The sequence below is a fragment of the Streptomyces sp. DH24 genome (assembly GCF_029813775.1).
Taxonomy (GTDB): Bacteria; Actinomycetota; Actinomycetes; order Streptomycetales; family Streptomycetaceae; genus Streptomyces.
The window spans coordinates 83,662-108,982 of record NZ_JARVKW010000025.1 but is presented as its reverse complement, the minus strand read 5'-3'; the positions used below and the strand labels follow the sequence as shown (position 1 = coordinate 108,982).

Below are 25,321 nucleotides of genomic sequence, written 5' to 3'. Positions count from 1 at the left end.
CCCCTGCCCCTGCCCCTGCCCCTGCCCGGTCACCTCGTACGCTCGTCGCCATGTCCCCGCACGTGCTGATCCTCGGCGGCACCACCGAGGCCCGCGAACTGGCCGCCGCGCTGACGGCTCGCGGAGTCCGCGTCACGACCTCCCTCGCGGGCCGCGTCGCCCGGCCGGGCGCGCTCGACGGAGACGTGCGGATCGGCGGCTTCGGCGGCACGGAGGGTCTGGCCGACTGGCTGCGCGCCGGGCGGGTGGACGCCCTGGTCGACGCGACACACCCGTTCGCGGAAGGCATCACGGCGAACGCCGCGCGGGCCGCCGCGACGACCGGGGTCCCCGCGGTGGTCCTGCGCCGCCCCGGCTGGCGGCCCGGCCCCGGCGACCGCTGGCACCCGGTCGCGTCCCTGGCGGCGGCCGCCGCCCTGCTGCCGGACCTCGGCCGCAGGGTGTTCCTCACGACGGGCCGCCTGGGCCTGTCCGCCTTCGCGCACCTGACCCGACTCCACTTCGTCGTACGCTCCGTGGAACCCCCCGGCCCGCCGATGCCCCCGCACACGCACACCGTGCTGTCACGAGGCCCGTTCACGCTCGCCGACGAACACGCCCTGCTGCGCGAGCACGCCATCGACGTCCTGGTCACCAAGGACAGCGGGGGAACGGCGACGGCACCGAAGCTCGCCGCCGCCCGCGACCTGCGCCTGCCGGTGGTCGTCGTACGCCGCCCCGCCCTGCCGGAGGGCACCCGGGCGGTCCCGGACGTGCCGGGCGTCCTGGACTTCCTCGGTCTCGACGCCAGTTGACCGCCGCGCCGAGCCGGTCAGGTCCTCGACCCCTCCCGCCGGGCGCCGGTCGAAGCGGCGCCCTCGGGCAGGCGCCACTTCGCGGACATGGCCTAGGCGTCCTTCGGCCGTCGGCGCAGCAGGTACGTGTCCATGATCCAGCCCTTGCGCTCGCGGGCCTCGGCGCGCACCCGCTCGATCCGGGGCGCGGCCTCGGCGATGGGGCCGGAGACGAGGATCTCGTCCGGGGTCCCGATGTAGGCGCCCCAGTAGATGTCCATGTCCTGGTCGGCGTACCGCCGGAACGCCTGGTGCGCGTCGAGCATCACGACCACGTCGTCCACGCCCTCCGGGAAGCCCTCGGCGAGCCGACGGCCCGTGGTGATCTGCACCGGCCGGGCGACCCGGTTCAGCCCGGTCCGGTGCCGGGCGACCAGCGCCGACACGCTGCTGATGCCCGGCACGACGTCGTACGTGAAGGACACCGCGCCGCGCGCGAGGACCTCCCCCAGGATCCCGATGGTGCTGTCGTACAGCGACGGGTCGCCCCACACCAGGAACGCGCCGCTCTCGTCCTCGCCGAGCTCACCGGCGATCATCCGCTCGTAGATGTCGGCGCGGGCGCTGCGCCAGTCACCGACGGCGGGGGAGTAGGCGGCGCCGCCCGCACGGCGGTCCCGCTCCGGGTCGCGCGCCTCGACCACCCGGTACGTCCCCTCCGGCACGTGCGTGTCGAGCATGTCCCGGCGCAACCGTGTGAGGTCCGCCTTCACCTCGCCCTTGTCCAGGACGAAGAACACGTCCGTGCTCCGCAGCGCCCGGACCGCCTGGAGGGTGAGCTGGTCGGGGTCGCCCGCGCCGATACCGATGACATGAATCTTTCGCACGCCCCGAGTCTGCCGCACGGGGACCGGCGCCCCGACACCGCCCGTGCGCCCGCCACCGCGCCAGGGCCGGAGCACCGGGCCCGGTGACGCCGCCCGGCCCGGTGACACTGCCCGTGCGCCCGCCACCGGCCCGGCCGGTGCGCCGGGCCGGTGGCCGCCCGGTCACGTCAGCCGGGGCGCGCTGCGAGACGCGTCGACCGGTCCGTCGCCCCGCTCCACCGCCTCGGCCAGCCCGCGCGCCCAGGCCACGACGCCGGGAAGATCCATCCCGTGGGGCCGCGGCTGCCCCTGCGCCGCCGTCCACTCCACCACGGCGCCCGCCCCGCGCCGCAGCAGCCGGGCGCCGCCCGTGACGTTGCCCCGGGCGGAGTGCGTGAGCCCCACGGCGAGCTGGGCGAGACCCCGCCACAGGTCACGTTCCTCCTCCGGGCCCGACTTCCAGGCGTCCTCGAAGACCTCGTGCGCGTGGAACGGCTTGCCCTCGTCCAGCAGCCGCTGCGCCTCCGCGACGGTCTCCGGCGGGGTCCGCACGACGCCCTCGGGCTGCCGCGGCACGCCGTCCGCGCCGTACGGCAGGGGCCGCCCGAGCCCGTCCCGGGGCCGCGCGTTGCGCGCCCGGCCCGCACTGTCGCGGTCACGCGCGTCGTTCGTCCGGTCCGGTCCCGTGCTGCCCATACCACTGCTGCCCATACGCCGATTGTGCCGCGCACCGGCCGCTTTCGGCGCAGCCCGCCGGGTGGGGTAAAGTGCTGTCCGCGCGATCACGCGGTTCTCCGCGGGACAACGCGCACCGGGACGTGGCGCAGCTTGGTAGCGCACTTGACTGGGGGTCAAGGGGTCGCAGGTTCAAATCCTGTCGTCCCGACTGGAGACAGTCGCAGGCCAGGGCCGGATTCGGAGGCATCCGAATCCGGCCCTCGGTCGTTCCGAGGACCGCCGGGCGTCCCCCCAAACCGGCAGCGGAACTCCCGCCGGCTCGGGTGCTCGCCACCGCGCGAGCACCCCCCTCCGCCCCGGCAGCGGCCGGCGACTGCGACCGGTTCGCGCCGCCGGGCCCGACGCGTGGGACAACGTCGTGTTACGGCCCAGTGAAGTTGATCTCGTTGCCCTACGCACGGATGGCGAATGTCGTACATTCGCCGAGGGGGGCGGCACAAAAACGGTGCTTCGCTGTCGTCCGTGCCTTGTGTCAGCACGCAACGAGGGGGACTCACTTGTTCGGCATCAGGGGGCTTGTCGCGAGGCGTTCAAGGGCCCGGGAAAACCGCATACGTGACGCCCGGTTACGGGCCCACAGCCGCCACCTGATGCGCCGGCTGTCTCCCGAACTGCCGTTGAGCGTGACGGCCCTGTGCGATCTGCTCGGAAAGTCGCGCGGCAGACCCATCGCCCTCGTCGAGTGGGACCTGCCGGCCCACGGGCCGTTCGGCGTGCTGATCTCCCGCGAGCACGAGGACGTCATCGCCTACCAGGCCAAGACCACCAAGGCGCATCAGGCGCACATCATCCTGCACGAGGTCGGCCACATCATCGCCTTCGACCTCGACGGCCGGCGGCCGGCCGACACGCAGTCGCGGACCGCCTACTCCGACCGCGACGAACGCGACGCCGAGATCATCGCGTCGGCCATCATGCACCAGGCCCTGTCGATGAGCCGGCGAGCATGGCGCTACGGGCTCGACGAGCCCTGGAAGCCCTCGGTGTACAACAGTCTCGTGCTCACCGCCGAACCGGCGTGAGCGGGCTCAACCTCGTCGCCATCGTCACGCTCCTCGGCGGTGCGGCGTGGACGATACCGGCTCTGGTCCGGCGGCGGTTCCGCGATGCCATGAGGGTGCACCTGTTCTTCGCGCTGCTCCTGATGGGACTGGGCAACGTGCTCGCCCAGCCGCCCGTCCTCCGCCTCTTCGACCGCGTGACGTTCGAGGGCTGCGGCAAGGTCACCTACAACGTGTCGGTGCTGGTCGGCCTGTGCCTGATGGTCGGCTTCCTGCGCGAGAGGCCGCTCACCCGCTGGGCACCGCCCTGGCCCTGGGAGGTGAACGCCTGTCTCGTCTGCCTGGCGGCCATGGTGGGCATGACGGCTCTGATGCCCTCTCACCTGCGCACCCACGTCCCTCCTGGTGGGGAGCGGCCCCGGGTTGCTGTTCGTGCACGGCACGGCCGCGGACGGCGAGTCCACTGGGGCCACGTCCGTGACCACTTCACCGGCGCCACACCGTCATCACCCCCGACTTCTCGGGCAGCGGCCGTACCCCCTGCACGCCGACGACCTCGACCTGGACGAGCTGGTCGAGCAGGTCGTCGGCCCCGCCCGCGCGGTGACCGACGAGCCGTTCGGCATCGTCGGCTTCTCGTTCGGCGCCGTGGTCGCCGCGGCAGCGCACCGCGGACTCGATGAAGAAGAAGCTCACACCGGCCCAGCCGGCGTTGCTGAACAGCCACCGGTACCCGTCGGCGACCCCCTCCGCGGCGAACGGGTTGAGCGCGGGCAGGGCGAGTGAGGAGTGGTAGCAGAAGACGAGCAGGGCGCTGTCGGCGGCGAAGGCGTCCGCGTCGGTTCCTGCACTGCATCAAGCGGACCCCGCAGCTCGACGCGCTGGCACGCCACGTCGAGGCGGGACGCGTGACCCTGCGGATCGCCCACGTCCTGCCGTTCGAGGAGGGGCCGAGGGCCCACGCGCTGCTGGAGAAGGGCGGTACCCGGGGCAAGATCCTGCTCGTCCCGGGCGGGTGACCCCGCCGACGTCCCGCACGTGAGTCCTGCCGGTGGCCGAGCCGGCGGGACTCACGTGCGCGCGGGCCCGTCGGGCGGCGTTCCGGTCACGGTGCGCGGAAGACGCGGGAGCACCGATTCAGACGCGGGAGCACCGATTCCCGCCTCCCCGCACCCTGCCAGCGCCGCCCCACCCGCGACCCGGCGACCGGCCGTGCGGGGGACGGCGCCGCTTCACGGAGACGGCCCGGGCCCCTGGGGTGCCTCCACCACCGGCGGTTCCCCGCGCGGCACCGTCAGCGCTTCGCGCAGCGCGGCGGCGGACTCCTTCCCGATGCGCTCGGCGAGGACGCCCTCCAGGACGGTCAGTGTCGCCTGGGCGCGCCGGTGCACCCTGGCCCCCTCCGCGGTCACACGGATCAGGCGGCTGCGCGCCGAGGACGGGTCCGGGACCTGTTCCAGCAGGCCGAGGGCCAGCAGCCCGTGCACGGCCTGGTGGGCCGTCTGCCGGGTGACGCCGATGCGCCGCGCGATCTCCGAGACCGTGGTGCCGTCCGCGTCCAGGCTGGCGAAGACCTGGCCCTGCGCGCTGGTCAGCGGCTGCTCGCCGGCGGCGCGCATGCTCGCGATGAGCGCGTCGTCGAACCAGCGCTTGGCGCCGGCCAGCAGCAGGGGCAGGTTCTGTGCGGTTTCGGCCATGACTCCTCGGTTCCTCGGGCCCCGAGCATACGTGGGGACGAATCCCGCACGGCCTTGCCAAACCCATGATGTCAGGTAACCTGACGATCGCTTCGGCCGTCAGTCTGCCTGACGGTCGAACGGTGCACCGCATCCCGACAGCCCACCCCGCCGGAGGCTCCCCTTGACCATCGAATTCGCCGGCCGCCGCCACTCCCTGATCCCCGCCGAGCCGGGCAGGCCGTACGTCATCGAGAAGGGGATGGGCGACCGCGCCCACCTGTTCGGCGACCTCATCACCGTGTACGCGGGCGGCCCGCAGACCGAGAACACCTTCAACTTCTTCACCTGCGAAGGCCCCAAGGGCGACATCATCCCGGCCCACCTGCACGCCGACACCTACGAGGTCTTCTACGTCACGCAGGGAGCCGTCCGGCTGTTCGTGGAGGACCCGGAGGGCGAGCAGCAGGAGAAGGTGCTCACGGCCGGCGACTTCGGCTTCGTACCGAAGAACTGCCCGCACGCCTACCGCATCGAGCGGCACCACAGCCAGATCGTCGGCGTCGCCGCCGGCCCCGGCGGCACCTTCGAGCGGTTCTTCGAGTCCCTCGGCACCGCGACGGACGAACTCGGCCTGCCCGAGCGCCCGTTCGTGCCCGAACCGGAGAAGTTCGCCACCGTGCCGCAGCGCTACGACGTGACCTTCCTGCCCGACCACCAGTGGCGCACGGGGAGCTGAGCGTCATGGCGTACACGCGGGCACTGCTCGCCGGTGTGCTGGCCGGGCTGCTGTACGCGGCCCTCAGGGTGAGGTCGCCCGCGCCGCCGCCCGTCGCCCTGTTCGGGCTGCTCGGCATGCTGCTGGGCCAGGCCGCCCCGGAGGCGCTGTGAGGTTCCCGGACCCCGCCCGCGCCGCCGCCGTCTCCTTCGCGGCCGGGCTCCTCATGGGCGTCCTCTACTGGACGCTCGACGTCCCCTCTCCCGCGCCGCCCCTGGTCGGTCTGGCCGGTCTGCTCGGCATCGTGATCGGCGAACGCGTCGGCACCCGGGGCCGCGACCGGCTCGCCGCCGCGAGAACCTCCGGAAAGGACCCCTCCCGTGACCTCCCCGACTCCTGAGGCGCCCGGCTTCGTCGACGTCCACGCGCACTTCGTGACCGACTCCTACCTCCGGCAGGCGAGGGCGGCCGGGCACGAGCGGCCCGACGGCGTGCCCCACTGGCCCGGCTGGTCCGCCGAGGCGCACCTGGAGCTCATGGACCGCAACGGCATCCGCACCTCCGTGCTGTCCGTGTCGTCGCCCGGCGTGCACTTCGGCGACGACGCCGCGGCCCGCCGGCTGGCCCGCGAGGTGAACGAGGACGCCGCCCGCGTCGTCCGCGAACACCCCGGCAGGTTCGGCTTCTTCGCCTCGCTGCCGCTGCCGGACGTGCCCGGCGCGCTCACGGAACTGGCGTACGCCCTCGACGAGCTCGGCGCGCACGGAGTGGTGCTGGAGACCAACACGCACGGCGTCTACCTCGGCGACGAGCGCCTGGAGCCGGTCTTCGCCGAGCTCGGCCGCCGCGGCGCGGTGGTCTTCCTGCACCCCACCTCGCCCGTGTGCTGGGAGCGGTCGGCGCTCGGTCGGCCGCGCCCGATGGTCGAGTTCGTCTTCGACACGGCCCGCACGGTCACCGACCTGCTGATGGCCGGCACGCTGGAACGTCACCCCGGCCTGCGGGTGATCGTCCCGCACTGCGGTGGCGCCCTGCCCGTGCTCGCCGACCGCATCAACGGCTTCATGCGGCTGTTCCTGCCACCCGGGGAGGGCACCGCCCCCGACGCCGTCGAGCAACTGCGCGGCCTGTACTACGACATGGCCGGGCCCGCCTTCCCGCGCCAGATCCCCGCGCTGCTCGGCCTGGTCGAGCCCGACCGGCTGCTGTACGGCAGCGACTACTGCTGGACGCCCGCGCACGGCGTCGACGCGCACATCGCGGCCGTCAACGCCGCCGACGTGCCCGTGCCGGGAGAGACCTGGCAGTCCCTGACCACGTCCAACGCCCGCCGCCTGCTGCCCCGCCTCGCCCGGCCCGAGGAGCGACCGTGACCCTGCCTGCCGCACTCGCCGCCGCCCTCGCGCCGCCCGACCCGGCGACGCTGCCCCTGCCGCCCGAGGCCCGGCCCGCCGAGGGCGTACGGCTGCTGCGGGCCGTCCCGTACGCCGTCCGCGACGGCAGCCGGCCCCTGGAACTCGACCTGTGGCTGCCCGACGAACCGGCCGACCGCCCCCTGCCCGTCGTCGTGTTCGTGCACGGCGGCGCCTGGCTGACCGGTCTGCGCGACGACCCGGGCCCCGGCTTGCGCGCCTGGCGCCCCGGGCCCTTCGCACGGCTGGCCCGCGCCGGGTTCGCCGTGGCCTGCCCCGACTACCGGCTCAGCGGCGAGGCGGCGTTCCCGGCCCAACTCGACGACCTGACCGGCATGGTGGGCTGGCTGCGCCTGCGCGCCGCCGAACTCGGCCTGGACGCCGGGCGGATCGTCACCTGGGGCGAGTCGGCGGGCGGGCACCTCGCCGCGCTGCTCGCCCTGGAACCCGGCACGGCCGTACGCGGCTGCGTCGTCTGGTACGCCCCGGCCGACCTCACCGCGGCCCCGCCGGGCAGCCCCGAGGCGCTGCTCCTCGGCGCCGACGCCACACCCGCACTCGCCCGCGCCGCAAGCCCGGTGGCCCGGGTGACGCCGGACGCCCCGCCCTTCCTGATCCTGCACGGCGCCGACGACTCGGTCGTTCCGCACGCGCAGGGCGAGGCGCTCGCGGCGGCGCTGCGGGCGGCGGGCACCGAGGTGACGTTCCGGTCGGTGCCGGGCGCGGACCACCTGTGGGTCGGCGCGGCCGACGACACGGTGGGGGAGTGCTTCACCGCGACGCTGGAGTTCGCGCGCGCCCACTGCGGCTGACGCCGGGCGGGCGGCCGCGCGGTGGACGGAGCCGTGACCGGCTCACGTCCCCGCGGCGCCGCCGACGACCGCCCGGCATCGACGCCCCGCCCGCCGGGCCGCACCGCACCGGCCGAGTGGCCGTGGCCGAGGCGGCCCGCGCGGGCGCGGCCGGCGGGGCATCCGGCCCCGGGATCAGGGGCGTACCAGCAGCTGGAAGTCGAACGCGTACCGGGACGCGCGGTAGATGTGCGTGCCGAACTCGACCGGGCGGCCGGTGTCGTCGTACGCCGTGCGCTGCATGGTGAGCAGCGCCGCGCCCTCCTGTTCGTCGAGGCGGGCGGCCTCCTCGGCGGTGGCCGTGCGGGCGCCGACGCTCTGGCGGGCGCTGTGCAGGACGATGCCCGCGGAGCGCATCATCCGGTACAGGCCCGTCGACTCCAGGCGGTCGGTGCCGAGGTCCAGCAGTCCCGCCGGGAGGTAGTTGCACAGGACGGCGACCGGCTGGCCGTGGGTGCCGCGCAGCCGTTCCAGCGCCGTGACCTCCGCGCCCTCCGAGATGCCGAGCGCGGCCGCCACCTCGGCGGAGGCGGGCACGGTCTCGTTGCGCACCACCCGCGTGTACGGCCCCTGCCCGGCCGCCTCCAGGTCGTCGTACAGGCTGCTGAGTTCCAGCGGGCGCTTGACCTGGCTGTGCACGACCTGGGTGCCGACCCCGCGCCGCCGCACCAGCAGGCCCTTGTCCACGAGGGACTGGATGGCCTGGCGGACCGTGGGCCGGGACAGGCCGAGGCGGACGGAGAGGTCGATCTCGTTGCCCAGGAGGTTTCCCGGGGCGAGCACCCCGTGCTCGATGGCCGCCTCCAGCTGCCGCGCGAGCTGGTAGTACAGCGGCACCGGACTGGTGCGGTCCAGGGCGAAGTCCAGGCGGTCGAGCGCGGGGGCGGTCACGGCGCGTGCGGGGTCACCGGTCCTCGCCATGGAGGTACCTCACTCTCGGGGCTCTGCGGAATGCCGGAGTCGTGCGGTTCACAGGTGGCGGCGGCGTGCGGCGACCTGCCGGTCGTAGTCCTCGCGTGCGGCGCGCGCGGCCTCGCGGGTGGCGGTCTCGGCGACCGGTACGTCCCACCAGGCCTCGGCCGGGGGAGCGGTCGGCGCCGGGTCGGTCTCCACGTACACGCACGTCGGCCGGTCCGAGGCCCGCGCCTGTGCCAGCGCCTCGCGCAGCTCGCGGACGGTCTTGGCGCGCAGCACGTCCATGCCGAGGCTGGCCGCGTTGGCCGCGAGGTCCACCGGCAGCGGGGCGCCGGTGAAGGTGCCGTCGGCGGCCCGGTGCCGGTAGGCGGTGCCGAACCGCTCGGCGCCCACCGACTCCGACAGGCCGCCGATGGAGGCGTAGCCGTGGTTCTGGATCAGGACGACGTTGACCGGCAGGCCCTCCTGCACGGCCGTCACGATCTCCGTCGGCATCATCAGATACGTGCCGTCGCCGACCAGGGACCACACGACGGTGTCCGGGGCGGCCTGCTGCACGCCGATCGCGGCGGGGATCTCGTAGCCCATGCAGGAGTAGCCGTACTCCAGGTGGTACTGGCGCGCGGACCTCGCCCGCCACAGTTTGTGCAGGTCGCCGGGGAGCGAACCGGCCGCGTTGATCACCACGTCCGCGTCGCCGACGACCGCGTCGAGCGCGCCCAGCACCTGCGTCTGCGTGGGCACGGCGTCGTCGTCACCGCGGTAGGCGGCCTCGACGATCCGGTCCCAGCGCTCCTTGCCCGCCGCGTACTCGGCCTCGTACGCGCCGGCGACGCGGTGCCCGTGCAGGGCCCCGGTGAGGGCGGTGAGGCCGGTGCGCGCGTCGCAGACCAGGGTGCGGGCGGCCAGCTTGTGGGCGTCGAAGGCGGTGATGTTGACGTTGAGGAAGCGCACGTCCGGGGCGCGGAAGAGGGTGCCGGACGCGGTGGTGAAGTCGCTGTACCGGGTGCCGACGCCGATCACCAGGTCGGCGGTGCGGGCGAGTTCGTCGGCGACGGCCGTGCCGGTGTGGCCGATGCCCCCGACGTCGGCCGGGTGGTCGTGGCGCAGGGAGCCCTTGCCGGCCTGGGTGGACGCGACGGGGATGCCGGTGGCGTCCACCAGTGCCTTCAGGGCGTCCTCGGCCCCGCTGTGGTGAACGCCGCCGCCCGCCACGATCAGCGGGCGCCGGGCGGCCCGGATCGCGCGGACCGCCTCGGCCAGTTCCACCGGGTCCGGCGCGGGGCGGCGCACCCGCCAGACGCGGTCGGCGAAGAACTCCTCCGGCCAGTCGAAGGCCTCCGCCTGCACGTCCTGCGGCAGCGCCAGGGTGACGGCGCCGGTCTCCGCCGGGTCGGCGAGGACGCGCATCGCGTTCAGCGCGGAGGCGATCAGGGCCTCGGGACGGGTGACGCGGTCGAAGTAGCGGGAGACCGGGCGCAGGGTGTCGTTCACGGACACGTCGGCGGACACCGGGTGTTCCAGCTGCTGCAGCAGCGGGTCGGCGGCGTGCGAGGCGAAGTAGTCGCCGGGGAGCAGCAGGACCGGCAGCCGGTTGATCGTGGCGAGGGCGGCACCCGTGACCAGGTTGGTGGCGCCGGGCCCGATGGACGTCGTCACCGCCTGCGTGGACAGGCGGTCCAGCTGGCGGGCGTACCCGACGGCCGCGTGCACCATGGCCTGTTCGTTGCGGCCCTGGTGGTACGGCATGACGTCGCCGTACTCGACGAGCGCCTGGCCGAGCCCGGCGACGTTGCCGTGGCCGAAGACGCCCCAGGTGCCGGCGATCAGCCGGCGGCGCACGCCGTCGCGCTCGGTGTACTGGGCGGCGAGGAACCGGACGAGGGCCTGGGCGGTGGTCAGTCTGCGGGTGGGAGCGCTCATCGGGACCTCTCGGGCGCGGAGTAGAGGGGCAGACGGGGGTCGACGGGCTGCCGGGGCCAGGTGTCGCGGACCCAGGAGTGGTCGGGGTGGTCGCAGATCAGCCAGGCACGCTCGGCCTCCGGGCCCGCCATGACGTTGAGGTAGTACATGTGGTGGCCGGGAACCGCCATGGACGGCCCGTGCCAGCCGTCCGGGATGAGCACGACGTCACCGCCGCGGACCTCGGCGAGCACGTCCGTGTCCCGGCCCGGCCCGGACGGCGAGACCCGCTGGTAGCCGAGGCCGGGGGTGCCCTCGTGGGCGGCGAACTCGAAGTAGTAGATCTCCTCCAGCACCGACTCCTCGCCGGGGCGGTGCTCGTCGTGCTTGTGCGGCGGGAACGACGACCAGTTGCCGCCCGGCGTGAGCACCTCGACCGCGATCAGCCGGTCGCAGTCGAAGACCCCGGCCGCGCCGAAGTTGTTGACCTGGCGGGAGCAGTTGCCGGTGCCGCGCAGCTCCACCGGCACCGACGAGGCCGGTCCGTAGCGGGCGGGCAGCCGCCGCTCGCAGCGCGCGCCGGTGAGCGCGAACCGTCCGCCGCCCGTGGACGTCACCGTCGCCCGGGAGTCGCGGGGGAGGTAGGCGAAGTCGGTCACGGCGCTGAACACGTCGGGGCGGCCGTGCAGTTCGAAGGTCTCGTGCCCGAAGTCGTCGGCCGCCGCCACGACGCAGGCGCCGCCGAGGGGCAGCACGATCCACTCGCTGTCGCCGGTGTCGAAGGTGTGGGAGCCGCCGGGCGGCAGTTCCAGGACGCGCAGGGCGCTGTAGCCCCAGCCCGCGGTGTCCGGCGTGACGTCCACGACGTAGGGGCCGCCGAGCGCCTTGCCGGCGGGGAGGTGGTACGGGCTCGTCATCGGTAGTCTCCTCGGTTGCCTCACGGCTCGTCGTGGCGGTTCGTCACAGCAGGCTCACGGCCGTGTCGACCGCCGTCTCGACACTGCCCTCGGCCGGGTACAGCAGGGAGCGGCCCACGACCAGGCCCTGCACGGTCGGCAGCCGCAGCGCCTTGCGCCACTTCTCGTACGTCCGTTCCTGGTCGTCGCCGACCTCACCGCCCAGCAGTACCGCGGGCAGGGTGGACGTCTGAAGCACCTCGGCCATGTCGTCCGGGTCGTCCGTCACCGGCAGCTTCAGCCACGTGTACGCGGAGGTGCCGCCCAGGCCCGAGGCGATGGCCACGGAACGCGTGACGGCCTCGGCGGACAGGTCGTTGCGGACCCGGCCGTCGACCCGGCGGGAGATGAACGGCTCGACGAACACCGGCAGCCGGAGCGCGGCCATCGCGTCGACGGCACGGGCGGTGGACTCCATCGTGGTGAGGGAGCCGGGGTCGTCGTAGTCGATGCGCAGCAGCAGCTTGCCCGCGTCGAAGCGGAGCCGGGCGATGTCCTCGGCGCGGTGCCCGGTGAACCGGTCGTCCATCTCGAACGAGGCGCCCGCGAGGCCGCCGCGGTTCATCGAGCCCATGACGACCTTGTTCTCCAGCACCCCGAGCAGCAGCAGGTCCTCCAGGACGTCGGCGGTGGCGAGCACCCCGTCGACCCCGGGCCGGGACAGCGCGACGCACAACCGTTCCAGCAGGTCCGCCCGGTTGGCCATGGCCAGCCTGTGGTCGCCGACGCCGAGCGCGCCGCGCGCCGGATGGTCCGCGGCGACGATCATCAGCCGGCCGCTGTCGCCGATCAGCGGCCGGCGCGCCCGGCGGGCGGCGGCCTCGGCGACGGCCTCCGGGCGGCGGGCTCTGACCGCCGTGAGGTCGGGAATGCTGAGGGTCAAGACAGGCTCCGTTCGGGAGTGGCTCGGTCAGCCGCGGGCGAGGAGGTCGGCGACCTCGGACTCCGTCGGCATCGCGGAGGAGCAGGCGAGGCGGGAGGCGACGAGCGCGCCGGCGGCGTTGGCGTGCCGCATCGTCGTCTCCAGGTCCCACCCGGACAGCAGCCCGTGGCACAGCGAGCCGCCGAACGCGTCGCCCGCGCCCAGGCCGTTGACGACCTCCACGGGCACCGGCGGCACCTCGGCCTCGGTGCCGTCGCGGTGCACGGCCAGCACACCCTTCGGGCCCTGCTTGACGACGGCGAGCTCGACGCCGGCCGCCAGCAGGGCCTCGGCGCAGGCGCGCGGCTCGCGGACGCCGGTGGCGATCTCGCACTCGTCGAGGTTGCCGACGGCGACCGTGGCGTGCCGCAGCGCCTCGGCGTAGTGCGGGCGGGCCGCATCGGGGTCGGACCAGAACATCGGCCGCCAGTCCAGGTCGAACACGGTGATGCCCGCCTTGGCGCGGGCCCGGAGCGCGGTGAGCGTGGCGGTGCGGCTGGGCTCCTCGCTCAGGCCGGTGCCGGTCATCCAGAAGACGCGGGCCGCGCGGATCGCGTCGAGGTCGAGCTCGTCCGGGTGGATCTCCAGGTCCGGGGCCTTGGGGCGGCGGTAGAAGTACAGCGGGAAGTCGTCCGGCGGGAAGATCTCGCAGAACGTGACGGGCGTCGGGTACGCGGCGACCGGGGTGACCCAGCGGTCGTCGACGCCGAACTCCTTGAGCGCCTCGTGCAGATAGACACCGAACGGGTCGTCGCCGGTCCGGGTGATCACGGCGGCGGTCCGGCCCAGACGCGCGGCGGCGACCGCCACGTTGGTGGCGGAACCGCCCAGGAATTTGCCGAACGACTCAACCCTGGACAGGGGTACGCCCGTCTGCAGGGGGTAGAGATCGACCCCGATACGGCCCATGGTGATCAGGTCGAAGGACTGGCTTGACTCGGCCATGCGCGATGCTCCTAGGACTGGGCGGGGGGCCTGCCGCCTCTCAGGTGTAGGTCCCGGCGGCCCTCGCTGTCAATAGTTTGTACTTACATTCGGACCTGCTTGTGAAATGATGTCTTAACAAAGTATTGACAGCGGGCGTGTCAGGGACTTGGATCGCGTCCCAGCGCAACAGCCGTGTCGAACGGCACACGACCCGGGACTTTCGAGCCCGCGGGCCCCGGATCCCCGCGATCCGCCCCTTGTGCCGTCGCCCCCGTCGCACAGTGAGGTGCAGGAAAGATGGACCGCTCTTCCCCCGCCCGCTCCCGCAGATTCGCCCCCGCCCTGGCCCTGGCCGCGGCGGCGGCACTGACCCTCGCCGGCTGCTCCAGCGGCTCCGGCGGAAAGAAGGCCGAGGAAGGAGCGGCCGACGCCTCCGCCGGCAAGGCCACCACGCCCCGCATGACGGTCGCGCTCGTCACCCACCAGTCGGCCGGCGACACCTTCTGGGACATCGTCCGCAAGGGCGCCGAGGCCGCCGCGGCCAAGGACAACATCAAGCTCGTCTACTCCAACGACCCCAACGCGGGCAACCAGGCCAACCTGGTGCAGAACGCCATCGACCAGAAGGTCGACGGCATCGCCGTCACCCTCGCCAAGCCCGACGCCATGAAGGGCGCCATCGCCAAGGCCGAGCAGGCCGGCATACCCGTCGTCGGCCTCAACTCCGGGGTGAGCGACTGGAAGAAGCTCGGCCTGCTGCAGTTCTTCGGGCAGGACGAGTCCGTCGCCGGCGAGGCCTTCGGCAAGAAGCTGAACGAGGTCGGCGCCAAGAAGGCCGTCTGCGTCATCCAGGAACAGGGCAACATCGGCCTCACCCAGCGCTGCGACGGAGTGAAGAAGACCTTCGAGGGCTCGGTCGAGAACCTCTACGTCAACGGCACCGACATGCCGTCCGTGAAGTCGACCATCACCGCCAAGCTCAAGCAGGACACCTCCGTCGACCACGTCGTCACGCTCGGCGCCCCGTTCGCCCTGACCGCCGTGCAGTCCATCGGCGACGCCGGCAGCAAGGCCAAGGTCGCCACCTTCGACCTCAACAAGGAACTCACCAAGGCCATCCAGAACGACAGCATCGAGTTCGCCGTCGACCAGCAGCCCTACCTCCAGGGCTACCTGGCCGTCGACTCCCTGTGGCTCTACAAGAACAACGGCAACTACAGCGGCGGCGGCGAGCAGCCGGTGCTGACCGGCCCCGCCTTCGTCGACAAGTCCAACGTCGAGGCGATCGCCGAGTTCGCCGCGAAGGGCACCCGGTGATGAGCATGGCCCAGCAGGCTGAGCCGGCGGTGGGCACACCGCCGGCTCCCGGCCCCCAGCGGACCGACGGGCGCACCTCGCAGCGCTCGCTGGTCCTGCGGCTGCTGGCACGGCCGGAGGTCGGCGTCTTCCTCGGCGCCCTCGCCGTGCTGGTCTTCTTCCTGATCGCCGCCCCGACCGTGCGTCAGGGCAGCTCCATGGCGACGGTGCTCTACCAGTCGTCCACCATCGGCATCATGGCGCTGCCCGTCGCCCTGCTGATGATCGGCGGCGAGTTCGACCTGTCGTCCGGCGTCTCCGTCATCACCTCGGCGCTCACCGCGAGCATGCTCAGCTACCAGCTGACCGTGAACGTCTGGACGGGCATCGTCGTCGCGCTGATCCTGTCCCTCGCGATCGGCGCGTTCAACGGCTGGATGGTGGTGCGCACGGGCCTGCCCAGCTTCCTGGTCACGCTGGGCACCTTCCTGATCCTCCAGGGCGCCAACCTCGCCATCACCAAACTCGTCACCGGCAACGTCGCCACCGACGACATCAGCGACATGGACGGCTTCGAGCAGGCCAGGGCGATCTTCGCGTCCTCCTTCGACGTCGGCGGCGTCCAGGTGAAGATCACCGTCGTGTGGTGGCTGGTCTTCGCGGCCATCGCCACCTGGGTGCTGTGGCGCACCAAGTACGGCAACTGGATCTTCGCGGTCGGCGGCAACAAGGACAGCGCCCGCGCGGTCGGCGTCCCCGTGAACTTCACCAAGATCACGCTGTTCATGACGGTCGGCTTCGGCGCCTGGTTCGTCGGCATGCACAACCTGTTCTCCTTCAACACCGTGCAGTCCGGCGAGGGCGTCGGCCAGGAGCTCATCTACATCGCCGCCGCGGTGATCGGCGGCTGCCTGCTCACCGGCGGCTACGGCTCCGCGATCGGCCCGGTCTTCGGCGCCTTCATGTTCGGCATGGTGAACCAGGGCATCGTCTACGCCGGCTGGAACCCCGACTGGTTCAAGGCCTTCCTCGGCGTGATGCTGCTCGGCGCCACGCTCGTCAATCTGTGGGTCCGCCGCACGGCGACCCGGAGGTGAACCCATGACCCCCAAGGCAACCGGCACCCACGGCGCCGTGCTCCAGGACCCCGCGCCCGAGGAGGGCGGTCCCGTCGTCGAACTGCGCGGCGCCGGCAAGTCCTACGGCAACATCCGCGCCCTGCACGGCGTCGACCTCGCCGTCCACCCCGGTAAGGTGACCTGCGTCCTCGGCGACAACGGCGCCGGCAAGTCCACCCTCATCAAGATCGTCTCCGGGCTGCACCAGCACACCGAGGGCGAGTTCCTCGTGGACGGCGAGCCGGTGCGCTTCTCGACCCCGCGCGAGGCCCTCGACCGGGGCATCGCCACCGTCTACCAGGACCTGGCGACCGTGCCGCTGATGCCGGTGTGGCGGAACTTCTTCCTGGGCTCCGAGATGACCAAGGGCCCCTGGCCGGTGCGCCGCCTCGACATCGACCGCATGAAGCGGACGGCCGACGAGGAACTGCGCAACATGGGCATCGTCCTGGACGACCTGGAACAGCCCATCGGCACCCTCTCCGGCGGCCAGCGCCAGTGCGTCGCCATCGCCCGCGCCGTCCACTTCGGCGCCCGCGTCCTCATCCTGGACGAGCCCACCGCCGCCCTCGGCGTCAAGCAGTCCGGCGTGGTCCTCAAGTACATCGCCGCCGCCCGCGACCGCGGCCTCGGCGTCATCTTCATCACCCACAACCCCCACCACGCCTACATGGTCGGCGACCACTTCAGCGTGCTGCGCCTTGGCACCCTCGAACTCAGCGCCGCCCGCAGCGAGGTGAGCCTCGACGAGCTCACCAACCACATGGCCGGCGGCGCCGAACTGGCCGCCCTCAAGCACGAACTGTCCCAGGTCCGCGGCGTCGACACCGGAGGACTCCCCGAGGAGGGAGACCTCCAGGCGCCCGCACCCGCCCCGTCCGAAGGGAACTGACAGACATGGCCCCTGTGCTCGACCGGATCCGCGTCGGCTCCGCCCCCGACTCCTGGGGAGTGTGGTTCCCGGACGATCCCCGGCAGGTGCCCTGGGAACGCTTCCTGGACGAGGTCGCCGAGGCCGGCTACTCCTGGATCGAGCTGGGCCCCTACGGCTACCTGCCCACCGACCCGGCCCGTCTCACCGACGAGGTGCAGCGCCGTGACCTGAAGGTCTCCGCGGGCACCGTCTTCACCGGCCTGCACCGCGGCCCCGCCGTCTGGGACGCCACCTGGGACCACGTCGCCCAGGTCGCCGCGCTCACGCAGGCCATGGGCGCCGAGCACCTCGTCGTCATCCCGTCCTTCTGGCGCGACGACAAGACCGCCGAGATCCTGGAGCCGCCGGAGCTGACCGGCGAGCAGTGGGCCCACCTGACCGGGGGCATGGAACGGCTCGGCCACGAGGTGAGGGAGCGCTACGGCCTGGACATCGTCGTCCACCCGCACGCCGACACCCACATCGACACCGAGGAGCACGTCGAGCGCTTCCTCGACGCGACCGACTCCGACCTGGTCGGCCTCTGCCTGGACACCGGGCACTACGCCTACTGCGGCGGCGACAGCGTCAAGCTCATCGAGACCTACGGCGAACGCATCGGCTACCTGCACCTCAAGCAGGTCGACCCGGAGATCCTGGCGGACGTCCGGGCGAACGGGGTGCCGTTCGGGCCGGCCGTGCAGCGCGGCGTGATGTGCGAACCGCCGGGCGGCGTCCCGGAGCTGGGGCCGGTGCTCACGGCGGCCCAGAAGCTCGGCGTGGACCTGTTCGCCATCGTGGAGCAGGACATGTACCCCTGCGAGCCGGACAAGCCGCTGCCCATCGCGGTGCGCACCCGCAGGTTCCTGCGGTCCTGCGGGGCCTGACGGCAAGAGAAAAGAAGGGCCGGGCGACGCGGCCCGGCCCTTCTTTCACGGCGGGACCCGTCAGCCGGCGCGCACCTCCGCCACCGTCACCGGCCGGTGCTCGCGCAGCGACAGCGTGCACGCCTCGGCGATCCAGCCCGCCTCCAGCGCGTCCGCCACCGTGCACGGGGAGGGCCGCGCGCCCGCGACGACCTCGGTGAACGCGGTGAGTTCGGCGCGGTAGGCGGCGGCGAAGCGGTCCATGAAGAAGTCGTGCGGGGTGCCCGCCGGGAACGTCACGCCCGGCTCGACCGAACGCAGCGGCAGCCTGTCCTCCAGGCCGACGGCGATCGAGTCGGCGAAGCCGTGCAGCTCCATGCGGACGTCGTGACCGCGGGCGTTGTGGCGGCTGTTGGACACCACGGCGATCGTGCCGTCGTCCAGGGTGAGGACCGCGCCGGTGGTGTCGGCGTCGCCCGCCTCCCGGATGTAGTCGGCGCCCCGGTTGCCGCCCACGGCGTACACCTCGGTCACCTCGCGGCCCGTCACCCAGCGGATGATGTCGAAGTCGTGCACGGAGCAGTCCCGGAAGATGCCCCCGGAGGCGGCGACGTACGCGGCCGGCGGCGGCGCCGGGTCCAGCGTCGTGGAGCGCACGGTGTGCAGCTTGCCCAGTTCGTCGCCGCGCACCGCCTCCCGCGCGGCGACGAACCCGGCGTCGAAGCGCCGGTTGAAGCCGATCTGGATCGGCACGTCACTGCCCTCGACGGCCCGCAGCACCTCGACGCCCTCGGCCATGGTGCGGGCGACGGGCTTCTCGCAGAAGACGGGCACGCCGGCCGCGACCCCGGCGCGGATCAGGGCGGGGTGGGCGTCGGTCGCGGCGGCGACGACGAGGCCGTCCACCCCGGCGGCCAGCAGGGCCTCGGGGGAGTCCGCGACCTCGGCACCGAACCGTTCGGCGGCGGACTTGGCGGCGTCCGTCACCGGGTCGGCGACGACGAGCGAGGTGACGGCGTCGAGCCCGGAGAGGGTCTCGGCGTGGAAGGCGCCGATGCGGCCGAGGCCGAGAATGCCCATGCGCATGTGCTCTGCTGCTCCTTTTGTGTGGTTGCGGTCCGTCGCCCGGACCCCGGTCGCCCCTCGGGCCGGTCCGTGTGCCGGACGGGCCCGGGCGCGCGCGTTCAGTCCAGCCCGCCGAGCACGTTCTGGTCCCAGTCGATCACCGAGCCGGTGACCACCCCGGACCGGTCCGACAGCAGGAGGACGACGAAGTCTGCGATCTCGTCCGGCTGCCCGAGCCTGCCCATCGGCAGCCGGGCGGCGGCCTGTTCGCGCCAGTCGTCGCCCGCGCCGTGGAAGGCCCGCTGCGTCGCGTCCTCGCCCTCGGTGGCGGTCCAGCCGATGTTCAGGCCGTTGACGCGGATGCGGTCCCAGCGGTGCGCGTGGGCGGCGTTGCGGGTCAGTCCGACGAGCCCGGCCTTCGCGGCGACGTACGGCGCCAGGAACGGCTGTCCGCCGTGCGCCGACGACGTGATGATGTTGACGACGGTGCCGGGCGCCCTGCGCGCCACCATGTCGGCGACGGCCGCCTGCATCGCGAAGAACGGCGCCTTCAGATTGACGGCGATGTGCTGGTCGAACAGCTCGGGCGTGGTGTCCAGCAGCGTGCCCCGGGAGGTGAGCCCGGCGGAGTTCACCAGGCAGTCGACCCGGCCGTACGTCTCCACCACGCGCGCCACCGCCGCCTTCGCCTGCTCGGCGTCCGCCAGGTCGGCCCGGGCGAACACCGCCTCGCCGCCCGCCTCCGCCAGTTCGGCCACCAGCGCCTCACCGGGTTCCGGGCGCCGCCCCGTGACGGCCACGACGGCGCCCTCGCGGACCGCGGCGCGGGCGACCGCGGCGCCCACGCCCTGGCTGCCGCCGTTGACGAGGACGACCTTGTCGTCGAGAAGTCCCATACCAGGAAGGTCCTTTCAGCTCTCGCGCCGCTCGGCGCCCGCCCGCAGCGCCGCACGGAGCGCCCGCGGATCCCACTCCTCGCGCAGCGCCCGCCGCACCAGGTCCGCCTGCGAGGGCGGGGCGAGCCCGTCCACCGGCGGATCGCGGTCCAGGTTGGTGGGGAAGGGGTAGCCCTCGGCGCTCGCCGCGATCACGTTGTCCAGCGACCGGGCGTCCGCGCCCGCCGCCTTGCGCTTGAGCAGCACCGGGTACACCGCGGCGGCGACCGCCTCGCGGTCCACCGTCTCCATGGCGCGGCCGAACGCGGACGACACCTGCAGCAGGTTCGCCGTGCGCCGCACGTCCGCCGAGCGGTTGGTCCCGGCCGCGTGGAACAGCGCCGGGTTGAAGAAGACCGCGTCCCCCTTGGCGAGCGGCAGCTGCACGTGGTGCGTCTCGAAGTACGCCCGGAACTCGGGCCGCCGCCAGGCGAGATAGCCGGGCTCGTACTTCTGCGAGTGCGGCAGGTACATCGTCGGCCCGGACTCCACCGGCATGTCGCAGTGCGCGACGGCGCCCTGGAGGGTGAGCACCGGGGAGAGGCGGTGCACGTGCGCCGGGTAGGCCGCCGCGGCCTCGTCGCCGAGGAAACCGAGGTGGTAGTCGCGGTGCGGGGCCTGCGCGACGCCGCCCGGGTTGACCACGTTGACCTGCGAGGTCATCTGGTAGCCGGGGCCGAGCCAGGCCTCGGACACCAGGGCCAGGACGTCGTTCGCGTAGTAGTCGGCGAAGACCTCCGCGTCGTACAGCGCGGTCTTCTCCAGCGCGTTCCACACGCGGTCGTTGGCGCCCGGCTTCGCGAAGTGGTCGCCGGCCGTCGTGCCCGCGGCGCGCTGCCCGGCGATCAGGGCGTCGAACACGGCCGTCGCCCGGTCCACGACCGCCGGGTCCGGGAAGGCGCCCCGCAGGACCACGACGCCGGGCCCGTCGGTCAGGGCGCCGACCAGTTCCTCCTGGACGGCGCAGCGGTCGGCCGCGAGAACGCGGTCGCTGTCGTAGACCGGCACGTTCCGCTCGACGGACGTGGCGTGCGGACAGCCGGCGAGGTCGGTGGCCCGTTCGGTCAGCGCCCGGAAGGCGTCGAGGTCGCAGTCCCGCCCGGACAGCCGGACGCGGGGGCGCGCGGGAGTCGTGGACATCGTCGTCCTTTCGGTGACAGGGTCGCCGCAGCGCTGTCATTCTTGTCCTGACAAACCCGTCGAACAACCGGCAGCGAGCCATCAAAAACCCCTCAAGGAGCCGTGGCATGGGGCACCCGTTCCCGATCCGGGAAATAGCGCGCCAGGCAGGGCTGAGCGAGGCCACCGTCGATCGGGTCCTCAACGGCCGCGGCGGGGTCCGGGAGAGCACCGCGCGCGAGGTGCACCGCGCGATCGCCGACCTGGACCGCCAGCGCACCCAGGTCCGGCTGGTCGGCCGCACCTTCATGGCGGACATCGTGATGCAGGCGCCGGAGCGGTTCTCCAGCGCCGTCCGCGCCGCCCTGGAGGCCGAACTGCCGTCGCTGCAGCCGGCGGTGCTGCGCTCCCGCTTCCACTTCCGCGAGACCGGCCCGGCCGCGGAACTGGTCCGGGTCCTGGACCGGATCGCCCGGCGCGGCTCCCAGGGCGTGATCCTCAAGGCGCCCGACGTCCCCGAGCTCACCGCCGCCGTGGGCCGGCTGGCCGCCGCCGGCATCCCCGTCGTGACGCTGGTGACCGACCTGCCCGCGAGCGCCCGCGTCGGCCGCGTCGGCATCGACGACCGCGCGGCGGGCGCCACGGCCGCCTACCTGACGCAGCAGTGGCTCGGCGACCGGCCCGGCAACGTCCTCACCAGCCTCAGCAGCGGCTTCTTCCGCAACGAGGAGGAACGCGAGATGGGCTTCCGCGGCGTCATGCGGGCCCGCTGCCCCGGCCGCACCCTGGTCGAGATCACCGAGGGCCAGGGCCTGGACGCCACCCAGTACGACCTGGTGCGCGCCGCCCTGGACCGGGACCCGGACATCCGGGCCGTCTACTCCATCGGCGGCGGCAACATCGCCACCCTGCGCGCCTTCGAGGACGCCGGCCGCGAGTGCGCCGTGTTCGTCGCGCACGACCTCGACCAGGACAACACCCGGCTGCTGGCCGAGCACCGGCTGTCCGCCGTCCTCCACCACGACCTGCGCCAGGACGTGCGCGAGGCCTGCCGCGTCCTGATGCGCGCGCACGGCGCGCTGCCGCCCGCCGGACCCACCCTGCCGTCCCCGATCCAGGTCGTGACGCCCTACAACATGCCGCCCGACGTGCCTACCGCGCCTCTACGGTGACCCACGCGCCGCTGTGAGCCGAGCGCGCCATCGCGTCCAGCACCTCCGCGCTCCGCACCGCGTCCGCGAGCGTCGCCCCGTACGGTGTGCCCTCGGCGACCGACCGCAGGAAGCGGTACGCCTCGATCACCTTCAGGTCGTCGTAGCCCATGGCGTTCGCCGCGCCCGGCTGGAACGCGCCGAACTCGCCGTGCCCCGGGCCGACGTACACCGTACTGACGGACTGGTCCTGGTACGTGGTGCCGCGGCTGACGCCGAGCTCGTTCATGCGGCGGAAGTCCCAGGAGACGGCGCCCTTGGTGCCGTGCACCTCGAAGCCGTAGTTGTTCTGCTCGCCCACCGACACCCGGCACGCCTCCAGTACGCCCCGCGCGCCCGAGGCGAACCGCAGGAGGCAGCTCACGTAGTCCTCGTTCTCGACCGGGCCCAACTCGCCGCCCGCGGCGCGCGAATGGCCCGCCGTGGCGCCGGTCGGGCGGGCCCGCTCGGGCACGAAGACGGCCGTGTCGGCGGTGAGCGAGACGATGTCGCCGAGCAGGAAACGGGCCAGGTCCGCACCGTGCGAGGCGAGGTCGCCCAGCACTCCGCTGCCGCCGCGCTCCCGCTCGTACCGCCACGTCAGGGCGCCCTCGGGATGCGCCGCGTAGTCGCTGAACAGCCGGACGCGGACATGCGTGACCGCGCCGATCTCCCCGGCGGCGATCAGATCGCGGGCGGCCTCGACGGCGGGCGCGTTGCGGTAGTTGAAGCCGACCGCGCCCTGCACACCGGCCTCGGCGACCGCGTCGGCCACCGCGCGGGCGTCCGCCGCCGTGAGGCCCACCGGCTTCTCGATCCAGATGTGCTTGCCCGCCCGGGCCATCGCGACGCCGATCTCGCGGTGCAGGAAGTTCGGGGCGGTGATGCTGACGGCTCCGACGCGCGGGTCGGCGGCCACCTCGCGCCAGTCGCGGGCCGTGGCGGCGAACCCGAACTGCGCGGCGGCCTCCTCGGCCCGGCCCGGCACCTCCTCGGCGACCGTCACCAGCTCGGGGCGCAGCGGCAGCTGCGGATAGTGGTGCCGCACGCGCGCGTACGCCTGGGTGTGCACCCGGCCCATCCAGCCGAATCCGACGACGGCGACACCGAGCGCGTCCACCATGAGAGCCCCTCTTTGGACCGTTCCACGACCTGTCCACGCCACCCTGAGCGCGCCCACCGGGGAGTGTCAAGCCTTTGACAACCCGCCGCACCGCATGGAACGGTCCACACCATGCGACCGCCGACGATCCGCGACGTGGCCGACCGGGCCGGCGTCTCCAAGTCGCTGGTCTCGCTGGTGCTGCGCGGCTCCGGGCAGGTGCGCCCCGAGAAGCGGGACGCCGTGCTGCGGGCCGCGCGGGACCTGGGCTACCGGCCGAACGCCGCCGCCCGCAGCCTCAGCGAACAGCGCACCAGGACCGTCGGCGTCCTGCTGAACGACCTGCGCAACCCGTGGTTCGCCGACCTGCTCGACGGCCTCAACTCCCTGCTGCACGCGGCCGGTCTGCACATGCTGCTGGCCGACGCCCGCCTCAACCGCCGCACCGGCCAGGACCCGGCGGGCCCGCTGCTGGACCTGCGGGTCGACGGTCTGGTCGTGGTCGGCACGCTGCCCGACCCGGCCGCGCTCGGGCCCGTCGCCGCGCGGATACCGGTCGTCGTCGCGGGCGCCCGCGAGCCGGTGCCGCCCGGCGTGGACGTGGTCGCGGGCGACGACGAGAAGGGCGCACGGCTCGCCACCGAGCACCTGGTCCGCCTCGGGCACCGCCGCATCGCGCACATCGCGGGCTACGGCGCCGTCGGCGAACTGCGCCGGCGCAGCTTCGAGGCGACGATGCGGGAGCACGGCCTGGCGGGCGGGGCGCTCGTCGAGCCCAGCGACATGACGGAGGAGGGCGGCTACCGGGCCACCGTCCGGCTGCTCAGCCGCCCCGACCGGCCGACCGCCGTCTTCGCCGTCAACGACATCACCTGCGTCGGTGCCCTGTCGGCGGCCGGGGAACTCGGCCTGCGCGTGCCCCGGGACCTGTCCGTCGCCGGCTACGACAACACCGGCGTCGCCCGGCTGCGCCACCTGTGGCTCACCACCGTCGACCAGGCCGGCCACGAGGTCGGCCGCCACGCCGCCCGTTGCCTCCTGGACCGCTTCGACCGACCCGGCACACAGGGCCGTACGCATCTGGCGACGCCGGTGCTGGAGATCCGGGGGACGACGGGCGCGCCGCCGCCGTGACCTCCCCGCGGCGGCCTCAGGGGCGCGACGTCATGATGCTCAGCGCGTTCGCCGCCACCACGGCCGTGATGCCCGCCCACTCCGCCGCGCCCAGCCGCTGGCCCAGGACCACCCACCCCACCACGGCCGCGAGCACCGGATTGACGCTCATGAACAGCCCGAAGACCGCGGCCGGTACCCGGCGCAGCGTGAACAGGTCGGCCAGGTACGGCACCGCCGAGGACAGCACGCCCGCCGCCACGGCGCAGCCCAGGGCCGGCACGGTCGGGGGACGGTGGACGGCGACGGCGATCCCCACCGGCAGGAACAGCAGCGCCGACACACCGGCCGCCGCGGCCGACCCCTGCGCGCCGGGGAGGCGTTGCCCGACGGTGCGGTTGAGCAGGATGTACGACGCCCAGCACACGGCGGCCAGCAGGCCTAGGCCCATGCCGACGTAGTCGGCGGAGGGCTGCGGGCGCATCAGCGTCACGACGCCCGCGGCGGCGATCACCGCGCAACAGGCGTCCACGCGGCGGCGGGTGGCGGCCAGGGCGATGGCGAGCGGGCCGAGGAACTCCAGCGTCACGGCGAGGCCGAGGCCGATCCGGTCGACGGCGGTGTAGAGGGAGAGGTTCATTGTCCCGAACACGACCGCCAGCAGCAGCACCGGCCACCACTGGGGCCAGGTGAACGCCCGCAGCCGGGGCCGGGCGACGGCGCACAGGACGAGCGCGGCCACGTACTGCCGCACGGCGACCACCCCGGCGGGCCCGATGACGGGGAAGGCGAGGGCGCCGATCGCGGCGCCGGTCTGGTTGGACAGCCCGCTGCCGACCATGGTCGCCACCCCGGCGAGCCGCCCGCCGGACGGCTGCGGGGCGGACACCTCGGCGGTTCGGGTCGTCGCACGTATGGATGCGTCGGTCATACGGCGATGGTGTGCC

The 25,321-nt window shown here is 73.5% G+C and carries 28 protein-coding genes and 1 tRNA gene; 15 read left to right on the top strand and 14 right to left on the bottom strand.

Annotation, left to right across the window (positions count from 1 at the left end):
- Positions 1–50 precede the first annotated feature (50 nt).
- Positions 51–794: a cobalt-precorrin-6A reductase gene (locus tag QC282_RS20920; RefSeq protein WP_279551045.1), complete on the top strand. Its 744-nt coding sequence runs from the start codon at positions 51–53 to the stop codon at positions 792–794.
- Between the two features lie 92 nt (positions 795–886).
- On the opposite strand, the gene cobF is transcribed toward QC282_RS20920, so the two are convergent.
- Together cobF and QC282_RS20910 are read right to left on the bottom strand one after the other, a co-directional pair.
- Positions 887–1,660 carry a precorrin-6A synthase (deacetylating) gene (gene cobF, locus QC282_RS20915; protein WP_279551044.1) on the bottom strand — a complete coding sequence of 258 codons (774 nt, stop codon included), beginning with the start codon at positions 1,658–1,660 and terminating at the stop codon, positions 887–889.
- 162 nt (positions 1,661–1,822) lie between these two features.
- Positions 1,823–2,350: a DUF309 domain-containing protein gene (locus tag QC282_RS20910; protein ID WP_279551043.1), complete on the bottom strand. Its 528-nt coding sequence runs from the start codon at positions 2,348–2,350 to the stop codon at positions 1,823–1,825.
- A 101-nt stretch (positions 2,351–2,451) separates the two neighbouring features.
- Between QC282_RS20910 and QC282_RS20905 the strand changes: the two genes are divergently transcribed.
- Positions 2,452–2,525 (top strand) — tRNA-Pro (locus QC282_RS20905).
- 442 nt (positions 2,526–2,967) lie between these two features.
- Entirely contained in the window at positions 2,968–3,399 is a 432-nt protein-coding gene (locus QC282_RS20900) for an ImmA/IrrE family metallo-endopeptidase (protein WP_279551042.1), read from the top strand.
- A gap of 465 nt (positions 3,400–3,864) precedes the next feature.
- Here the strand turns inward: QC282_RS20900 and QC282_RS20895 are convergent, their stop codons facing one another.
- Positions 3,865–4,074: a hypothetical protein gene (locus tag QC282_RS20895; protein ID WP_279551041.1), complete on the bottom strand. Its 210-nt coding sequence runs from the start codon at positions 4,072–4,074 to the stop codon at positions 3,865–3,867.
- An 86-nt stretch (positions 4,075–4,160) separates the two neighbouring features.
- Between QC282_RS20895 and QC282_RS20890 the strand changes: the two genes are divergently transcribed.
- The gene (locus QC282_RS20890) at positions 4,161–4,397 is read left to right on the top strand and encodes a zinc-binding dehydrogenase (protein WP_279551040.1); all 237 of its coding nucleotides are present in this window, start codon (positions 4,161–4,163) and stop codon (positions 4,395–4,397) included.
- A gap of 213 nt (positions 4,398–4,610) precedes the next feature.
- Here the strand turns inward: QC282_RS20890 and QC282_RS20885 are convergent, their stop codons facing one another.
- The gene (locus tag QC282_RS20885) at positions 4,611–5,075 is read right to left on the bottom strand and encodes a MarR family winged helix-turn-helix transcriptional regulator (RefSeq protein WP_279551039.1); all 465 of its coding nucleotides are present in this window, start codon (positions 5,073–5,075) and stop codon (positions 4,611–4,613) included.
- 163 nt (positions 5,076–5,238) lie between these two features.
- Between QC282_RS20885 and QC282_RS20880 the strand changes: the two genes are divergently transcribed.
- From QC282_RS20880 to QC282_RS20860, 5 genes are read left to right on the top strand one after another with little or no spacing between them, the layout of a single operon-like run.
- Positions 5,239–5,793: a quercetin 2,3-dioxygenase gene (locus QC282_RS20880; protein WP_279551038.1), complete on the top strand. Its 555-nt coding sequence runs from the start codon at positions 5,239–5,241 to the stop codon at positions 5,791–5,793.
- 5 nt (positions 5,794–5,798) lie between these two features.
- A complete protein-coding gene (locus QC282_RS20875; protein WP_279551037.1) occupies positions 5,799–5,945 on the top strand; it encodes a DUF1427 family protein in 147 nt (48 codons plus the stop codon).
- The gene (locus QC282_RS20870; protein WP_279551036.1) at positions 5,942–6,172 is read left to right on the top strand and encodes a DUF1427 family protein; all 231 of its coding nucleotides are present in this window, start codon (positions 5,942–5,944) and stop codon (positions 6,170–6,172) included. The genes QC282_RS20875 and QC282_RS20870 overlap by 4 nt, the downstream gene beginning before the upstream one ends.
- Positions 6,153–7,145 (top strand): amidohydrolase family protein, encoded by a 993-nt coding sequence (locus QC282_RS20865; RefSeq protein WP_279551035.1) that lies wholly within the window; start codon positions 6,153–6,155, stop codon positions 7,143–7,145. Before QC282_RS20870 ends, QC282_RS20865 begins: the two co-directional genes overlap by 20 nt.
- The gene (locus QC282_RS20860; RefSeq protein WP_279551034.1) at positions 7,142–7,996 is read left to right on the top strand and encodes an alpha/beta hydrolase; all 855 of its coding nucleotides are present in this window, start codon (positions 7,142–7,144) and stop codon (positions 7,994–7,996) included. Before QC282_RS20865 ends, QC282_RS20860 begins: the two co-directional genes overlap by 4 nt.
- A gap of 174 nt (positions 7,997–8,170) precedes the next feature.
- On the opposite strand, the gene QC282_RS20855 is transcribed toward QC282_RS20860, so the two are convergent.
- Genes QC282_RS20855 through iolC form a run of 5 tightly spaced genes read right to left on the bottom strand, consistent with a single transcriptional unit; the run spans position 8,171 to position 13,675 of the window.
- Positions 8,171–8,956 (bottom strand): GntR family transcriptional regulator, encoded by a 786-nt coding sequence (locus QC282_RS20855; RefSeq protein ID WP_279551033.1) that lies wholly within the window; start codon positions 8,954–8,956, stop codon positions 8,171–8,173.
- Positions 8,957–9,004: 48 nt separating this feature from the next.
- Positions 9,005–10,873, bottom strand: a complete 1,869-nt coding sequence (gene iolD, locus QC282_RS20850; protein ID WP_279551032.1) for a 3D-(3,5/4)-trihydroxycyclohexane-1,2-dione acylhydrolase (decyclizing) — start codon at positions 10,871–10,873, stop codon at positions 9,005–9,007.
- Positions 10,870–11,769 carry a 5-deoxy-glucuronate isomerase gene (gene iolB / locus QC282_RS20845; RefSeq protein ID WP_279551031.1) on the bottom strand — a complete coding sequence of 300 codons (900 nt, stop codon included), beginning with the start codon at positions 11,767–11,769 and terminating at the stop codon, positions 10,870–10,872. The genes iolD and iolB overlap by 4 nt, the downstream gene beginning before the upstream one ends.
- A gap of 43 nt (positions 11,770–11,812) precedes the next feature.
- On the bottom strand, positions 11,813–12,691 hold the full coding sequence (locus tag QC282_RS20840) for a deoxyribose-phosphate aldolase (protein WP_279551030.1): 879 nt from the start codon (positions 12,689–12,691) through the stop codon (positions 11,813–11,815).
- Between the two features lie 27 nt (positions 12,692–12,718).
- A complete protein-coding gene (gene iolC, locus QC282_RS20835) occupies positions 12,719–13,675 on the bottom strand; it encodes a 5-dehydro-2-deoxygluconokinase (protein ID WP_279551029.1) in 957 nt (318 codons plus the stop codon).
- A 279-nt stretch (positions 13,676–13,954) separates the two neighbouring features.
- Between iolC and QC282_RS20830 the strand changes: the two genes are divergently transcribed.
- The 4 genes from QC282_RS20830 to QC282_RS20815 are packed head-to-tail and all read left to right on the top strand — an operon-like array spanning position 13,955 to position 17,871.
- Positions 13,955–14,974: a sugar ABC transporter substrate-binding protein gene (locus QC282_RS20830; RefSeq protein ID WP_279551028.1), complete on the top strand. Its 1,020-nt coding sequence runs from the start codon at positions 13,955–13,957 to the stop codon at positions 14,972–14,974.
- A complete protein-coding gene (locus QC282_RS20825; protein WP_279551027.1) occupies positions 14,974–16,050 on the top strand; it encodes an ABC transporter permease in 1,077 nt (358 codons plus the stop codon). Before QC282_RS20830 ends, QC282_RS20825 begins: the two co-directional genes overlap by 1 nt.
- A gap of 4 nt (positions 16,051–16,054) precedes the next feature.
- A complete protein-coding gene (locus QC282_RS20820; RefSeq protein WP_279551026.1) occupies positions 16,055–16,963 on the top strand; it encodes an ATP-binding cassette domain-containing protein in 909 nt (302 codons plus the stop codon).
- A 5-nt stretch (positions 16,964–16,968) separates the two neighbouring features.
- Positions 16,969–17,871: a sugar phosphate isomerase/epimerase gene (locus QC282_RS20815; RefSeq protein WP_279551025.1), complete on the top strand. Its 903-nt coding sequence runs from the start codon at positions 16,969–16,971 to the stop codon at positions 17,869–17,871.
- Between the two features lie 60 nt (positions 17,872–17,931).
- Here the strand turns inward: QC282_RS20815 and QC282_RS20810 are convergent, their stop codons facing one another.
- From QC282_RS20810 to QC282_RS20800, 3 genes are all read right to left on the bottom strand, one after another.
- On the bottom strand, positions 17,932–18,936 hold the full coding sequence (locus QC282_RS20810) for a Gfo/Idh/MocA family oxidoreductase (protein ID WP_279551024.1): 1,005 nt from the start codon (positions 18,934–18,936) through the stop codon (positions 17,932–17,934).
- A gap of 98 nt (positions 18,937–19,034) precedes the next feature.
- The gene (locus QC282_RS20805; protein ID WP_279551023.1) at positions 19,035–19,811 is read right to left on the bottom strand and encodes an SDR family oxidoreductase; all 777 of its coding nucleotides are present in this window, start codon (positions 19,809–19,811) and stop codon (positions 19,035–19,037) included.
- Positions 19,812–19,826: 15 nt separating this feature from the next.
- Positions 19,827–20,990 (bottom strand): phytanoyl-CoA dioxygenase family protein, encoded by a 1,164-nt coding sequence (locus QC282_RS20800; RefSeq protein WP_279551022.1) that lies wholly within the window; start codon positions 20,988–20,990, stop codon positions 19,827–19,829.
- Positions 20,991–21,097: 107 nt separating this feature from the next.
- Between QC282_RS20800 and QC282_RS20795 the strand changes: the two genes are divergently transcribed.
- A complete protein-coding gene (locus QC282_RS20795; protein ID WP_279551021.1) occupies positions 21,098–22,141 on the top strand; it encodes a LacI family DNA-binding transcriptional regulator in 1,044 nt (347 codons plus the stop codon).
- Here QC282_RS20795 and QC282_RS20790 read toward each other — a convergent pair.
- Entirely contained in the window at positions 22,122–23,282 is a 1,161-nt protein-coding gene (locus QC282_RS20790; protein ID WP_279551020.1) for a Gfo/Idh/MocA family oxidoreductase, read from the bottom strand. The genes QC282_RS20795 and QC282_RS20790 overlap by 20 nt on opposite strands.
- A 111-nt stretch (positions 23,283–23,393) precedes the next feature.
- On the opposite strand from QC282_RS20790, the gene QC282_RS20785 reads away from it, so the two are divergent.
- Positions 23,394–24,395: a LacI family DNA-binding transcriptional regulator gene (locus tag QC282_RS20785; protein ID WP_279551019.1), complete on the top strand. Its 1,002-nt coding sequence runs from the start codon at positions 23,394–23,396 to the stop codon at positions 24,393–24,395.
- A gap of 16 nt (positions 24,396–24,411) precedes the next feature.
- Here the strand turns inward: QC282_RS20785 and QC282_RS20780 are convergent, their stop codons facing one another.
- On the bottom strand, positions 24,412–25,305 hold the full coding sequence (locus tag QC282_RS20780) for a DMT family transporter (RefSeq protein WP_279551018.1): 894 nt from the start codon (positions 25,303–25,305) through the stop codon (positions 24,412–24,414).
- Between the last annotated feature and the right edge of the window lie 16 nt (positions 25,306–25,321).

Bases quoted from the DNA above. Each gene is read 5' to 3' on its own strand.
- QC282_RS20920 (WP_279551045.1), top strand. From the start codon at position 51: ATGTCCCCGCACGTGCTGATCCTCGGCGGCACCACCGAGGCCCGCGAA.
- QC282_RS20910 (WP_279551043.1), bottom strand. From the start codon at position 2,350: ATGGGCAGCAGTGGTATGGGCAGCACGGGACCGGACCGGACGAACGAC.
- QC282_RS20900 (WP_279551042.1), top strand. From the start codon at position 2,968: ATGCGCCGGCTGTCTCCCGAACTGCCGTTGAGCGTGACGGCCCTGTGC.
- QC282_RS20885 (WP_279551039.1), bottom strand. From the start codon at position 5,075: ATGGCCGAAACCGCACAGAACCTGCCCCTGCTGCTGGCCGGCGCCAAG.
- QC282_RS20875 (WP_279551037.1), top strand. From the start codon at position 5,799: ATGGCGTACACGCGGGCACTGCTCGCCGGTGTGCTGGCCGGGCTGCTG.
- QC282_RS20855 (WP_279551033.1), bottom strand. From the start codon at position 8,956: ATGGCGAGGACCGGTGACCCCGCACGCGCCGTGACCGCCCCCGCGCTC.
- iolD (WP_279551032.1), bottom strand. From the start codon at position 10,873: ATGAGCGCTCCCACCCGCAGACTGACCACCGCCCAGGCCCTCGTCCGG.
- iolB (WP_279551031.1), bottom strand. From the start codon at position 11,769: ATGACGAGCCCGTACCACCTCCCCGCCGGCAAGGCGCTCGGCGGCCCC.
- iolC (WP_279551029.1), bottom strand. From the start codon at position 13,675: ATGGCCGAGTCAAGCCAGTCCTTCGACCTGATCACCATGGGCCGTATC.
- QC282_RS20830 (WP_279551028.1), top strand. From the start codon at position 13,955: ATGGACCGCTCTTCCCCCGCCCGCTCCCGCAGATTCGCCCCCGCCCTG.
- QC282_RS20825 (WP_279551027.1), top strand. From the start codon at position 14,974: ATGAGCATGGCCCAGCAGGCTGAGCCGGCGGTGGGCACACCGCCGGCT.
- QC282_RS20820 (WP_279551026.1), top strand. From the start codon at position 16,055: ATGACCCCCAAGGCAACCGGCACCCACGGCGCCGTGCTCCAGGACCCC.
- QC282_RS20815 (WP_279551025.1), top strand. From the start codon at position 16,969: ATGGCCCCTGTGCTCGACCGGATCCGCGTCGGCTCCGCCCCCGACTCC.
- QC282_RS20810 (WP_279551024.1), bottom strand. From the start codon at position 18,936: ATGCGCATGGGCATTCTCGGCCTCGGCCGCATCGGCGCCTTCCACGCC.
- QC282_RS20805 (WP_279551023.1), bottom strand. From the start codon at position 19,811: ATGGGACTTCTCGACGACAAGGTCGTCCTCGTCAACGGCGGCAGCCAG.
- QC282_RS20800 (WP_279551022.1), bottom strand. From the start codon at position 20,990: ATGTCCACGACTCCCGCGCGCCCCCGCGTCCGGCTGTCCGGGCGGGAC.
- QC282_RS20795 (WP_279551021.1), top strand. From the start codon at position 21,098: ATGGGGCACCCGTTCCCGATCCGGGAAATAGCGCGCCAGGCAGGGCTG.
- QC282_RS20790 (WP_279551020.1), bottom strand. From the start codon at position 23,282: ATGGTGGACGCGCTCGGTGTCGCCGTCGTCGGATTCGGCTGGATGGGC.
- QC282_RS20785 (WP_279551019.1), top strand. From the start codon at position 23,394: ATGCGACCGCCGACGATCCGCGACGTGGCCGACCGGGCCGGCGTCTCC.
- QC282_RS20780 (WP_279551018.1), bottom strand. From the start codon at position 25,305: ATGACCGACGCATCCATACGTGCGACGACCCGAACCGCCGAGGTGTCC.